The sequence below is a fragment of the Streptococcus sp. 27098_8_82 genome (assembly GCF_041431615.1).
Taxonomy (GTDB): domain Bacteria; phylum Bacillota; class Bacilli; order Lactobacillales; family Streptococcaceae; genus Streptococcus; species Streptococcus sanguinis_K.
Window position 1 is genome coordinate 371740 of the sequence record NZ_JAPVYB010000002.1, and the last position, 13322, is coordinate 385061.

The window sequence follows — 13322 nt, forward strand, 5'->3', positions numbered from 1 at the left end:
AGAGAAAGATATTTTACACTTGACTAAAAGGAGGATTTTTCATGTCATACTTTAGCGAAAATGAAATTGCAGCAGCAATGACCGTCAAATTAGACGATGTACTGCCTGAAAAAACAGTTTTCCAAGAAGGCATCCGTCGAGCACCTGACCGGGGCTTCCGTTTGACTCAAGCTCAAACCGAAATTGCTTTAAAAAATGCCCTTCGCTATATTCCAAAGAGATTCCATGAGGAAGTAATTCCAGAATTCTTAGAAGAACTGAAGACTCGCGGACGGATTTATGGCTACCGCTGGCGTCCAAAAGAACGCATCTACGGCAAACCAATTGACGAGTACAAAGGGAACTGTACTGCAGCCAAGGCTATGCAGGTCATGATTGACAACAACCTGAGCTTTGAAATCGCCCTTTATCCATATGAATTGGTTACCTATGGGGAAACTGGATCTGTCTGCGCTAACTGGATGCAGTACAACCTGATCAAGAAATACTTGGAAATCATGACCGACCATCAAACCTTGGTCGTAGAATCTGGCCACCCACTCGGACTCTTCAAGTCCAAACCAGAAGCACCTCGTGTTATCATCACCAACGGCCTCTTGGTCGGTGAATATGACAATATGAAGGACTGGGAAATTGCGGAAGAAATGGGCGTGACCAACTATGGTCAAATGACAGCTGGCGGCTGGATGTACATCGGCCCTCAAGGTATCGTCCATGGTACTTTCAACACCCTCCTCAATGCTGGGCGCTTGAAACTGGGTGTAGCTGATGATGGCGACCTGACTGGCAAACTCTTCATCTCTTCTGGTCTGGGCGGCATGAGTGGAGCTCAAGGGAAAGCAGCCGAAATTGCTAAAGCTGTGGCAATCGTAGCTGAAGTAGACCAATCTAGGATTGAAACTCGTCATTCCCAAGGCTGGATTAGCCAATTAGCCGAAAGTCCAAAAGAAGCAATCGAGCTAGCTCAAAAAGCTCTGGAATCTGGCGAATCCACTTCTATCGCCTATCATGGTAACATCGTAGATCTCTTAGAATATGTCAACGAGAACAATATCCATGTAGATCTACTGTCTGACCAAACTTCTTGCCACAATGTCTATGACGGCGGCTACTGTCCGGCTGGTATCAGCTTTGAAGAACGGACTCGCCTTCTAGCCGAAGACAAGGAAACCTTTGCTAATTTGGTTGACCAAACATTGGAACGTCACTTCAAGGCTATCAAGACCTTGACTAGCAACGGCACCTACTTCTTTGACTACGGTAATGCCTTTATGAAGGCAGTCTATGACTCTGGCATCAAGGAAATTTCTAAGAATGGCTTTGATGACAAAGACGGCTTCATCTGGCCATCTTATGTAGAAGATATCATGGGCCCAATGCTCTTTGACTATGGTTATGGTCCTTTCCGTTGGGTATGTCTGAGCGGCAAACACGAAGACCTAGTCGCTACTGACCATGCAGCTATGGAAGTGATCGACCCTAACCGCCGCTACCAAGACCGCGACAACTACAACTGGATCCGCGATGCAGAAAAGAACCAGCTGGTTGTTGGAACTCAGGCTCGGATTCTCTACCAAGACTGTATGGGACGCGTCAATATCGCCCTCAAGTTCAATGAATTAGTACGCGAAGGCAAGATTGGTCCTGTCATGATTGGCCGTGACCACCACGATGTATCTGGTACTGACTCTCCATTCCGTGAAACTTCTAATATTAAAGATGGATCTAATGTTACTTGCGACATGGCCGTGCAATGTTATGCTGGTAATGCAGCTCGCGGTATGAGTCTGGTAGCTCTCCACAACGGTGGTGGAACTGGTATCGGTAAAGCAATCAACGGTGGCTTTGGCTTGGTACTGGACGGTAGCGAACGCATTGATGAAATCATCAAATCAGCTATCGCTTGGGATACAATCGGAGGAGTCGCTCGTCGTAACTGGGCTCGCAATGAGCATGCTATTGAGACAGCTATCGAGTACAACCGCCTCCACCAAGGAACAGACCACATTACCATTCCATACTTAACTGACGAAGATTTGGTCAAAGAATCTGTTAAGAAATTGTTCGAATAGAAAAAACTTGTCCCCCAACTTCCGGCCTGAGCTGGGTATCAACCTGGCTCAGGAGAAGGTTCTGCTTCATTAAGTTCATATTATAAATTAAAATTATTGATATCACGAGGTAATATCTTATGGCAAAAATTGTTGAATGTATTCCTAACTTTTCTGAAGGCCGCAACCAAGCGGTCATTGACGGTCTAGTGGAAGTAGCTAAGAGCGTGCCAGGTGTAACACTTCTGGACCACTCTTCTGATGCCAGCCACAACCGCAGCGTCTTTACCCTGGTCGGTGACGACCAAAACATTCAGGAAGTTGCCTTCCGTTTGGTCAAATACGCTTCTGAAAATATTGACTTGACCAAGCACCAGGGTGAACACCCTCGTATGGGCGCAACTGATGTCCTGCCCTTTGTACCGATCAAGGACATCACAAGTGAGGAATGCGTAGAAATTGCGAAGACCGTATCTGAACGGATCAACCGTGAGCTCGGTATCCCTATCTTCCTCTATGAAGATGCAGCGACTCGTCCAGAGCGTAAGAACTTGGCCAAGGTTCGTAAAGGACAATTTGAAGGCATGCCTGAAAAACTCTTAGAACCTGACTGGGCGCCTGACTACGGTGAAAGAAAGATTCACCCAACTGCCGGTGTCACTGCTGTTGGTGCCAGAATGCCACTCATCGCCTACAACATCAACTTGGATACAGACAATCTGGAAATTGCCAACAATATTGCCAAAATCATCCGTGGATCAAGCGGTGGTTACAAGTACTGTAAAGCAATCGGTGTTATGCTGGAAGACCGCAACATTGCTCAGGTTTCCATCAACATGGTCAATCTGGAAAAATTCCCACTCTATCGTGTCTTTGAAACTGTTCGCTTTGAAGCCAAGCGCTACGGAGTTGGAATCCTCGGCTCAGAAGTTATCGGTTTAGCTCCAGCCAAGGCTTTGATTGACGCAGCAGAATACTATCTGCAAATCGAAGACTTTGACTACGGCAAGCAAGTTCTGGAAAACCATTTGCTGGGCTAGGAGGACAGAAACCTATGAAATTAGTAGATTTAAGCTTGACAGAATTTGCTCAAGTCCTAGGCTCAGATGCTCCTGCACCAGGAGGCGGCTCTGCCGCTGCTCTTTCCGCAGCGAACGGTATTTCCCTGACTAAGATGGTCTGTGAATTGACCCTTGGCAAGAAAAAATACGCAGAATTTGAAGCAGAAATTGCTCAAGTGCACGCAGAAAGCGCCCGCCTGCAAGAAAGCTTGCTCGCAGCTATTGACAAGGACACTGAAGCCTTCAATCTGGTCTCTGCCGTCTTTGATATGCCTAAGGAAACGGAGGAAGACAAGGCTGCCCGTCGAGAAGCGATGCAACAAGCCCTCAAGGAAGCGACCAAGTCACCTTATGGCATGATGGAAGACATCTTGACTTCCCTGCAAACAACTCAAAAGGCTGTTGGCAAGTCCAATACCAATGCTGCCAGCGACCTGGGAGTCGCAGCTCTCAACCTTAAGGCTGGCCTGCAAGGTGCTTGGCTCAATGTCCTCATCAACCTGTCAGGCGTCAAGGATGAAGCATTCGTCGCAGACTACCGCAGCAAGGGTGAAGAGCTACTGCAAAAAGGCTGCGCCCTAGCAGATGAAATTTATCAAGAAATTTTGAAAGTTGTCTAATAGATAAACGGAAGATAAGTCCGCTCATTCCTATGAATGGACTTCCTCTTCTCAAGAGGTAACAATATGGTTTTATCAGATATTGAAATTGCGAATTCGGTTCAAATGAAGCCCATCAAAGAGGTGGCAGAAAAGCTAGGAATTGCTGAGGACGCCTTGTCTCTTTATGGAAATTACAAGGCAAAAATCAGTGCCGGCCAACTAGAAGCCTTAAAAGCCAAGCCAGACGGCAAACTGATTCTCGTGACCGCTATTTCTCCGACACCAGCCGGAGAAGGCAAGACCACTACTTCTGTCGGATTGGTCGATGCTTTGGCTGCCATCGGTAAAAAAGCCGTTATCGCTCTGCGGGAGCCTTCTCTCGGACCTGTCTTTGGTATCAAGGGCGGAGCTGCTGGTGGTGGACACGCTCAGGTGGTGCCCATGGAGGACATCAACCTCCACTTCACTGGTGACTTTCATGCCATCGGTGTTGCCAACAACCTGCTGGCAGCCCTCATTGACAACCACATCCACCATGGCAATGCCTTAGGTATCGACTCTCGCCGCATTACTTGGAAGCGGGCAGTGGATATGAATGACCGGCAACTGCGCCACATCGTAGACGGCTTGCAAGGTAAAGTCAACGGTGTTCCGCGTGAAGATGGTTTTGACATTACAGTTGCTTCTGAGGTTATGGCCATTCTCTGTCTGTCAGAAAATATCACTGACCTCAAGAACCGTTTGGAAAAAATCATCATTGGTTACAGCTTTGAAGGTAAGCCAATAACTGCCAAGGACTTGAAAGCTGGTGGCGCTATGGCTGCTGTGCTCAAAGACGCTATCCATCCAAACTTGGTTCAAACTCTGGAACATACGCCAGCCTTGATTCACGGTGGACCTTTTGCCAACATTGCCCATGGCTGTAACAGTGTCCTAGCTACCAAGCTGGCTCTCAAATATGCCGACTATGCAGTCACAGAAGCTGGTTTCGGTGCTGACCTCGGTGCTGAAAAATTCATCGATATCAAGTGTCGTACATCTGGACTTCGTCCATCGGCTGTAGTTCTAGTTGCTACCATCCGCGCTCTCAAGATGCACGGCGGTGTGGCTAAGAGCGATCTGGCTGAAGAAAATGTCCAAGCCGTTGTAGATGGTCTGCCAAACTTGGAAAAACATCTGGAAAACATTCAAGATGTTTATGGATTGCCAGCAGTCGTTGCCATCAATAAATTCCCGCTGGATACCGAAGCAGAGTTGCAAGCAGTTTATGACGCCTGCCAAAAACGCGGAGTTGACGTCGTTATTTCTGATGTTTGGGCAAATGGCGGAGCCGGCGGTAAAGAGTTGGCTGAAAAAGTCGTTGAACTGGCCGAAGGAGACAATCACTTCCAATTTGTATATAATGAAGAGGACTCCATTGAGACCAAGCTAAACAAAATTGTTACCAAGGTCTATGGAGGCAAGGGCGTTCGCCTGACTCCTGCCGCTAAACACGAGCTCAAACAACTGGAAGAGCTAGGCTTCTCCAACTATCCTATCTGTATGGCTAAGACTCAGTACTCTTTCTCAGACGATGCTAAGAAACTGGGCGCACCTAAAGACTTTGTTGTGACTATTAGCCAGCTCAAAGTTTCTGCTGGTGCAGGCTTTATCGTTGCTCTGACGGGTGCAATCATGACCATGCCAGGGCTGCCTAAAGTACCAGCCAGCGAAAAGATTGATGTTGACAAAGATGGCAATATCAGCGGTTTGTTCTAATAAATACCAAAAATGACACATGTAACCTTTTTAAGAGTAAATGATTTTCAAGTTTCCGATTGGTCGGGGGGAAAGACAAAACAGCTTTATCTTTCCCCTCCAACTGGCCACTATGGCAAGCGGAACTTTGACTATCGACTCTCGACAGCAACTGTGGAGTTGGCTGAAAGTCAGTTTTCTGACCTCAGCGGCTTTCACCGCATTCTCATGAGCCTGGACCACGCACTTCATCTCCACAATGCCAGCCGGCAGGAGGAAACGGTTCTAGCTCCCTTTACTCCCTATGTCTTTGAAGGGAGTGATTCTATCACAAGTCGTGGGACTTGTACCGACTTTAACTTAATCTACAGCGACCATTATCAGGGACAGATGATTGCCATTTCGGATAGACAAGAACTTGTCCGAGATGACGAAATTCAATTTATCTATGCCTTAGGTGATCTGACGGTAACGGGAACAAACCTGCCATCGCTTAACCTAGAGGCAGAGCAGCTTCTGATAGTGGAAAAAGAGACTCAGGAAACTGAGCTGCATATAATGTTTTCGAGTAACCAGCCAAAGGGCGCTTACCTTGCTATATGGGCTGGTTTGACCCACATCCCTACTAAGTAAAGATACCATGATGTCTTGTCACCATTCTATCTTTACTTGGAAAGGATCCCATATCTCTAAAGGAGAAACATTATTATGGATGCAACTAAACTCACTGCACAAGAACAAGAACAGGAAAAAGCGAAATTCAGCTTTTCCGGTGCAACTCTCTACGGTATCAATGCCGTTATCGGATCAGGGATTTTCCTCCTACCGCAAAAGATTTATAAAGGACTTGGTCCTGCCTCTCTAGCTGTCATGCTTGGAACTGCCCTCCTCGTTATTCTCCTAGCTGTCTGCTTGGCAGAAACTGCTGGTTATTTTAATAAAAATGGCGGAGCCTTCCAATATTCCAAAGCGGCCTTTGGAGACTTTGTCGGATTTAATGTTGGCTTCCTAGGCTGGGCAGTTACCATCATCGCTTGGTCTGCTATGGCAGCAGGATTTGCGAGACTTTTTGTCATTACTTTTAAATCCTTTGCCCCCTATGAACTTCTGCTCAGTGTGAGCCTGATTATTTTGCTCAGTCTAATGAATATATCAGGTCTTAAGACTTCCAAAATGTTCACCTTGACCGCAACCGTAGCCAAGCTCATCCCAATTGTCGCTTTCAGTCTATGTGCGATTTTCTTCATCAAAGGAGGAATTGACAAAGGAAACTTCACTCCGTTTCTTCAGCTAGAACCTGGCGTAGATATCATGAAAGCTATCTCTAGTACAGCAATTTATATCTTCTACGGATTTATCGGATTTGAAACCATGTCTATCGTTGCTGGTGAAATGCGCAATCCGGAAAAGAATGTACCTCGAGCTATTTTGGGCTCTATCAGTATTGTCTCTGTTCTCTATATGCTGATTATCGCAGGAACTATCGCCATGTTAGGCAGCCGTATCCTGCAAACAGATGCTTCTGTACAAGACGCCTTTGTCGAAATGATTGGCCCTGTTGGAGCATGGATTGTTTCTATCGGAGCGCTGATTTCTATTGCTGGACTTAACATCGGGGAATCTATCATGGTTCCACGTTATGGTGCAGCTATCGCAAATGAAGGCCTGCTTCCTAAGAAAATTGCAGAAACCAACTCTAAAAATGCCCCTATAGTTGCCATTATTATTTCAGGAATCCTGGCCATCGTCCTGCTCTTCTCTGGTAAATTTGAAGAATTAGCAGCTCTCAGTGTGGTCTTCCGCTTCTTCCAATACATCCCAACTGCTCTAGCTGTACTAGTATTAAGAAAGAAATATCCGGATAAAAAAGTGGTCTTCCGCGTTCCATTTGGTCCAGTAATTCCAATTTTGGCGGTTCTAGTCAGCCTTGTCATGATTTGGGGTGAAAACCCAATGAACTATGTTTACGGCCTCATCGGTGTCCTTATCGCCAGTGCAGTATACTTTATCTATATAGTACTGATTTGTAAAAATAAAGTTCTTGAACAAGAAGGAGAATGAATCTTATGACACATGTAATCAATTTGGATGGCGAACACCTTACTTTAGAAGACGTCATCGCAGTAGCTCGTCATGGAGCCACTTGCGAAATCGACCAAGAAGCTAAGAAAGCTGTAGAAGCTTCCCGCAAAATCGTGGATGATATCGTCCGCGAAAAGCGGGTCGTATACGGTGTTACAACCGGATTCGGCTCTCTCTGCAATGTCAGCATCTCACCAGAAGATACGACTCAACTGCAAGAAAACCTAATCCGTACGCACTCTTCAGGCTACGGCGATCCCCTGCCTGAAGATGCAGTCCGTGCAATTATGCTAATCCGGATTAATTCCTTGGTCAAGGGCTATTCTGGTATCCGTCTCTCTACTGTCGAAAAGCTCCTGGAATTGCTCAATAAAGGCGTTGTCCCTTACATTCCAGAAAAAGGCTCTTTGGGAGCTTCTGGTGACTTGGCACCGCTGGCTCACATGGTTCTGCCTATGCTAGGATTGGGCCGCGCTTACTATCAAGGCCAATTGCTCTCTGGACAAGAAGCTTTGGACAAGGCCGGTATCGAGAAAATTGCTCTAGCAGCTAAGGAAGGGCTGGCGCTGATTAACGGAACGACTGTCCTGACAGGTATCGGAGCTCTGGCTACCTACGATGCCATCCAGCTTCTTAAACTGTCAGATGTCGCTGGTGCTCTTTCCATGGAAGTCCACAATGGTATTACCAGTCCTTTCGAAGAAGACTTGCATACCATCCGTCCTCAAAGCGGACAGCTGGCTACAGCCCGTAATATCCGCAACCTTCTAGAAGGCAGTGGCAACACAACCGTAGCCACTCAACAGCGGGTCCAAGACCCATATACCCTGCGTTGTATTCCGCAGATTCATGGTGCCAGCAAGGACTCTATCGCTTATGTCAAGACCAAGGTTGAGATTGAAATCAACTCTGTTACAGACAACCCTATCATCACCAAGGAAGGCCATGTCATCTCAGGTGGTAACTTCCACGGTGAACCAATGGCACAGCCATTCGACTTCCTCGGTATCGCTATTTCTGAAATCGGTAATGTATCCGAGCGTCGTGTGGAACGTCTGGTCAACAGCCAACTGAGCAAGCTACCATCCTTCTTGGTCAAACACCCAGGACTCAACTCTGGCTTTATGATTACCCAGTATGCTTGTGCTTCGCTTGCTTCTGAAAACAAAGTCCTATCTCATCCAGCCAGCGTAGACTCTATCCCATCTTGTGAAAACCAAGAAGACTTTGTCAGCATGGGAACTACTGCAGCACGCAAGGCAGCTGAAATTCTCAAGAATTCTCGCCGCATCGTGGCAACAGAAATTATGGCAGCCTGCCAAGCTCTGGATCTGAAACCAGAAAACCATGAACTGGGCAAGGGAACTAAGCCAGCCTACGACCTCTTTCGTCAGCATGTCCGCTTTATCGAGTTTGACAAGGATATCGAAATCTATGAAGAACTCAACAAGGCTTCTGAGCTGATTGAAAACGAAGAATTCCTAGCAGCCGTTGAAAAGGCTGTGGACTTGAGCATTCAGTTCTAAAGCTGGTGACTCTGTAAAAAAGCTAACATAAGAAGCCCGCTCTCGTTCAGCTGGGCTTCTTTTCCCGCCAAAAGTCATTGACAGGCTTAGCGGAAACTCTTATAATAAAGTCGCAAGTATCGTTATGGAAAAGGATAAAATCATGTTAGAAGATTACTATCAGCTAGATAACAGCTATTATCATAAGAGACTGGATGATGATTTATATGCTGCCAAATGGGGGATGGTTATTGAGTTTTTGGACTTAAATGACCCTAATTTAAGACCCTTTGACGGCGTCAACTTTGCCTTGATTGGCTTCAAGAGTGACAAAGGGGTTTATATCAACCACGGCCGAGTGGGCGCAGTCGAAGGTCCACAGGCTATCCGAACTCAACTGGCCAAGCTTCCTTGGCATCTGGGCAGAAACGTTCGCGTCTTTGATGCTGGCGATATTGACGGTCCTAACCGCTCTCTGGAGCAGCTGCAGCAAAGCTTGGCTCGGGCAGTCAAACGCCTGCGAGAGCTCAATCTCCGGCCTATTGTCCTAGGGGGCGGCCACGAAACAGCCTACGGCCACTATCTGGGCCTCAAGTCGTCACTAGGATCTGACCAAGACTTGGCCGTTATCAATATGGATGCCCACTTTGATTTGCGTCCCTATGACCAGACTGGTCCTAACTCTGGTACCGGCTTTCGCCAGATGTTCGATGACACTCTGGCTCAGAAGCAGGCCTTTAACTACCTTATCCTAGGGATTCAGGAGCATAATAACAATCTCTTTCTCTTTGACTTTGTGGCAAAATCCAAGGCTATCCAATTTCTGACTGGTATGGATATTTACCAAATGGGTTACAAGGAAGTCTGTAAGGTGGTCGATACCTTTTTGGCCGACAAGGAGCAGGTCTATTTGACCATTGATATTGACTGCTTTGCAGCTGGTGCCGCTCCTGGTGTCAGTGCCATTCAGTCGCTCGGTGTGGATCCCAATCTAGCGGTTCTGGTCTTCCAGCACATTGCTGCCTCAGGCAAACTGATCGGCTTTGATATCGTCGAAGTCTCTCCACCTCACGATATAGACAACCATACGGCTAATCTGGCAGCCTGCTTTGTCTTTTACCTGACCCAAGTCTGGGCGCAAGCACATGACTGATAGGCATTTAAAAACTTCATTACAAACATCAAAAGAGGATGAACATTGCTTTCATCCTCTTTTATTTTGTGTTTAATGCCTGAGATAGACCTTGGCGTAAGTTTTCTAATTCCTTTAGCTGGTGCCGGTCACGGTAGGGATTGAGCTGGCTTTTGGCCGTTTCATAGTAGGTCTCAAAGTCCTGATCCAGCAAGTCTTCAAAGCCTGCTTCCTGCAAGCTGCCAGTCAGCAGGCGATACTTAATCACAGCCATCAGATAGTAGATCAGCCCTTTGTCCCGCGGATTGCCATAGCGGCTAATGAGACTATCCTTTTTCCGCAGTAGATCAAGCACCGGTTGATAATCTCTCTTCTCACAGCCAATTAAGGCCAAATAAACTTCTAACTGGGTCTCTTTCCAAGGAAAGCTGAGGGACTTCAGAGCTGTTTTCGCCTTGAGGAAAATTCGCTCCGCCTGCTCATAATCTTTCAGCTGATAATAGGTCATGCCCAAGCCGATGTAGAAAGCAAAAATCGAAGGCTCTGCTGTTTTATTTTCCGTCAGCTTAATGGCCTCTTTCTGATGAGCCAGAGATGCCGTAAAATTCCCGCGAATCTGCTCAATCTCTGCCAAATAGTCTAGAGCCGCCGCAATCTGAATCGAGTACTTGGAACGCAGCGAAGACGTCAGGCTGAAACAGTCAATGGACTGGTAGAGATGGTGAAGCGACTGCTCCTCATCTCCAATCATGAGATGATAGAGCCCTTTGAGTCGAAGGTTGATAGCAATGGCCTCGTGATTGTTGGCCTGGACCGAAGCATCCAGAGCCAGCTCCGTATAATAGCGCATCTCAGGGATATTTTCCGTCTGGATACAGTAGTAAATCATCTGCCGATAGCCTTCTAGGAGAAAATCCATCTGCTGCAGCTCCTTGGCCGAAGCAATCACCTGCTGGATATTGTCCATCCCTTGCTGGTAATTCCCCGTCCGGATAGCATAGCGCCCTTCTAGATAGAGAAAGCGGAGAACCAATAGCTGAAAATCCTTGTGATTCTGGTGTTTTCTCTCTAAGCCCTCTATCTCCCGACGGATACGGTCAAACTGGTCTAAAACCGCGGACTGATTGCTATCATCCGTCTTTTCAATAAAGCCAAACTCCCGCGAGTAAATCGGAAAGAGCTCGTGATGAAACTTCAGAGTAGCCTCGAGATAATGCAGCTCGTACTCCAGAGACTTAATCGGCTGCTTGGACATCTTGTAGTGATAGGCGATTTCATTGAGCAACTGAGCATGATAGAGAGAGTCTCCCAGCTGGTCTTCCATGCCTTGGGCAATCTGGTGATGCAGCATTCGCTTCTTGGCAAGCGATAAACGCTCATAGGCGTAGATTCTCAGAAGCTCCTGGCTGAACCACACTACCAATTCCTCGCCCTGCTCCTCTTCCATCAAGAGCTGCTTCTGCTCAAACTCCTCAGTGATTTCGACCACTTCTTCCATCGGCAAACCTAGTAGCCTAGCTAAGAGCGAAACCGACGCAGGAGCCCTAAAGCAAGCCAGATAGTCCACCAGCTCCTCCTCTTGACTGCTCAGATAATCCAGCTTCAAGGACAGCTTTGCCTTGATGGCCGGAGTCAACGGATGAAACTTCTCTCCTCGCAGAAGCTGCTCAGCATACTCCGATAGGAAGAAAGGGATGCCTTGACTGACCCGATAAATATCCTCAAGGCGTGCTTCAGACATGGCTAGCTGACCTGTCTGGGCTTGCAAATAAGCCACACTATCCTTAAAATTCAGCGGCTGCAGCTCAATAAAGCCTAGCTTATTGCGAACCAGCAGGTGATTGAAAAAATGTTCCAAATAAGAAGGGGTGCTCAAATGCTTGGTCAGCACAAAGGCCACAGGATAGCCGGTCAAATGATTCATGACCTGCTCCAAGACAGCAACGCTAGCCTCATCCATCCAGTGACAGTCCTCAATCAAGACAATCAAAGCCTTTTTCTTAGAAATCTTCTGCAGAATATCTACCACAAACTGAGCCAGCTTGTCCGCATCCAACTGAAGATCTGAAGCGCCTCCTGTCAAAATGGGAAAATAACTCTCCAAAATGACCTGCCACTGGCTGATAGAAAGAATCTGGTGCTGAATAACCAAGTCGCCCAGGCCGTCCAGCAAACCGCGCCAAGGCTGGAGTTCTGTCTTCATCTCTTCCTTGAAGCACTCAGCCATGACAATCTGGAAATACTTGGTCTGATTGGCCAGTACTTGACGAGTCACTGTCCGCTTTCCGATACCAGTACCACCGACTAGGACCAGAGCACGCGCCTCCTGAGTCTCTATCACCTTAGAAAAGTAAGATTCCAAACGCTTGATTTCATCGACCCGCCCGAAAAAGTGATCCATATTGCGCAGAAACTGCTTGGTCTTACGCTCGCTACGGTCCTTGGCAAGCACCTCATGATATAGTTGCTGGATAGGTTCTGTAGGACTGATACCCAGTTCCTTATCCAAAATATTGAGCAATTTGTAATAGGTCTCAATGACCTTTCCAGGCCGATCATTATCCTGATAGAGCTTCATGAGCAGATGGTAGTTCTTCTCATCAAACTCATCAATGCTGATCAAACGGCGCAAATTCCGCTCAGCCTCTTTCAAATCCAGATGGTCTTTTTCTGTTTCCATCTGTTGGTAGCAGGCCTGGATATAAAGCTGCTCATATCGCGTCCGTATCTTAGACACCCAGTAATCAAAGGCCTCGCTGTCCTTGAGATAGAAGCCCTGCAGAAAATCCCCTTGATAGAGCGACAGATGCTTTGCAGGATGGTCCGTGAAACGTTCTACATCACTTTCAATCATACACTCGGGATTAAGCGACAGCACAGTCCGGTTGGGAGCGACAATCCATTCCCCACCTAATAGCTTGTTAGCTTGATAAATGGTATTGCGCAGATTCTTTTTGGCGGTCTGGTTGTCCTTGTTTTCCCAGAGGATTCCTGCAATCTCTTCTCGATTGACTGCTCCATTGATGTGGAGATAGTAAAGCAGAGCATTGATTTTAGCAAAAGGAAAAAAGACTTCCTCCTGATTGAGAAAGACACTCGGACTTCCCAGCAATTTCAACCTCAACAGATTTTTCGACATGCAAACGCCTCCA

At 47.0% G+C, this 13322-nt stretch carries 9 protein-coding genes; 8 read left to right on the forward strand and 1 reads right to left on the reverse strand.

All coding sequences use genetic code 11. The features are described from left to right. The first annotated feature begins 41 nt into the window (after positions 1-41). The 8 genes from O3627_RS05160 to hutG all read left to right on the forward strand — a co-directional run bounded on the left by O3627_RS05160 (position 42) and on the right by hutG (position 10191). Positions 42-2072 (forward strand): urocanate hydratase, encoded by a 2031-nt coding sequence (locus O3627_RS05160; protein ID WP_125382023.1) that lies wholly within the window; start codon positions 42-44, stop codon positions 2070-2072. A gap of 119 nt (positions 2073-2191) precedes the next feature. Beyond that, on the forward strand, positions 2192-3091 hold the full coding sequence (ftcD, locus tag O3627_RS05165; protein ID WP_002903832.1) for a glutamate formimidoyltransferase: 900 nt from the start codon (positions 2192-2194) through the stop codon (positions 3089-3091). 14 nt (positions 3092-3105) lie between these two features. Continuing rightward, the gene (locus O3627_RS05170) at positions 3106-3732 is read left to right on the forward strand and encodes a cyclodeaminase/cyclohydrolase family protein (protein WP_125382025.1); all 627 of its coding nucleotides are present in this window, start codon (positions 3106-3108) and stop codon (positions 3730-3732) included. A gap of 66 nt (positions 3733-3798) precedes the next feature. Continuing rightward, complete coding sequence (locus tag O3627_RS05175) at positions 3799-5472, forward strand: formate--tetrahydrofolate ligase (protein WP_125382026.1); 1674 nt, start codon at positions 3799-3801, stop codon at positions 5470-5472. A 12-nt stretch (positions 5473-5484) separates the two neighbouring features. After that, a complete protein-coding gene (locus O3627_RS05180) occupies positions 5485-6084 on the forward strand; it encodes a HutD family protein (protein ID WP_125382027.1) in 600 nt (199 codons plus the stop codon). 75 nt (positions 6085-6159) lie between these two features. After that, entirely contained in the window at positions 6160-7512 is a 1353-nt protein-coding gene (locus O3627_RS05185) for an APC family permease (RefSeq protein WP_002898305.1), read from the forward strand. 5 nt (positions 7513-7517) lie between these two features. Next, a complete protein-coding gene (gene hutH, locus O3627_RS05190; protein ID WP_032916282.1) occupies positions 7518-9059 on the forward strand; it encodes a histidine ammonia-lyase in 1542 nt (513 codons plus the stop codon). A gap of 142 nt (positions 9060-9201) precedes the next feature. Next, positions 9202-10191: a formimidoylglutamase gene (gene hutG, locus O3627_RS05195; RefSeq protein ID WP_371621303.1), complete on the forward strand. Its 990-nt coding sequence runs from the start codon at positions 9202-9204 to the stop codon at positions 10189-10191. A 61-nt stretch (positions 10192-10252) separates the two neighbouring features. On the opposite strand, the gene O3627_RS05200 is transcribed toward hutG, so the two are convergent. After that, the gene (locus O3627_RS05200; RefSeq protein WP_125382029.1) at positions 10253-13309 is read right to left on the reverse strand and encodes an AAA family ATPase; all 3057 of its coding nucleotides are present in this window, start codon (positions 13307-13309) and stop codon (positions 10253-10255) included. Between the last annotated feature and the right edge of the window lie 13 nt (positions 13310-13322).

Excerpts from the sequence above, each read along its gene's own strand:
- ftcD (WP_002903832.1), top strand. The coding sequence starts at position 2,192 with ATGGCAAAAATTGTTGAATGTATTCCTAACTTTTCTGAAGGCCGCAAC.
- O3627_RS05160 (WP_125382023.1), top strand. The coding sequence starts at position 42 with ATGTCATACTTTAGCGAAAATGAAATTGCAGCAGCAATGACCGTCAAA.
- O3627_RS05175 (WP_125382026.1), top strand. The coding sequence starts at position 3,799 with ATGGTTTTATCAGATATTGAAATTGCGAATTCGGTTCAAATGAAGCCC.
- hutH (WP_032916282.1), top strand. The coding sequence starts at position 7,518 with ATGACACATGTAATCAATTTGGATGGCGAACACCTTACTTTAGAAGAC.
- O3627_RS05170 (WP_125382025.1), top strand. The coding sequence starts at position 3,106 with ATGAAATTAGTAGATTTAAGCTTGACAGAATTTGCTCAAGTCCTAGGC.
- O3627_RS05200 (WP_125382029.1), bottom strand. The coding sequence starts at position 13,309 with ATGTCGAAAAATCTGTTGAGGTTGAAATTGCTGGGAAGTCCGAGTGTC.
- O3627_RS05185 (WP_002898305.1), top strand. The coding sequence starts at position 6,160 with ATGGATGCAACTAAACTCACTGCACAAGAACAAGAACAGGAAAAAGCG.
- O3627_RS05180 (WP_125382027.1), top strand. The coding sequence starts at position 5,485 with ATGACACATGTAACCTTTTTAAGAGTAAATGATTTTCAAGTTTCCGAT.
- hutG (WP_371621303.1), top strand. The coding sequence starts at position 9,202 with ATGTTAGAAGATTACTATCAGCTAGATAACAGCTATTATCATAAGAGA.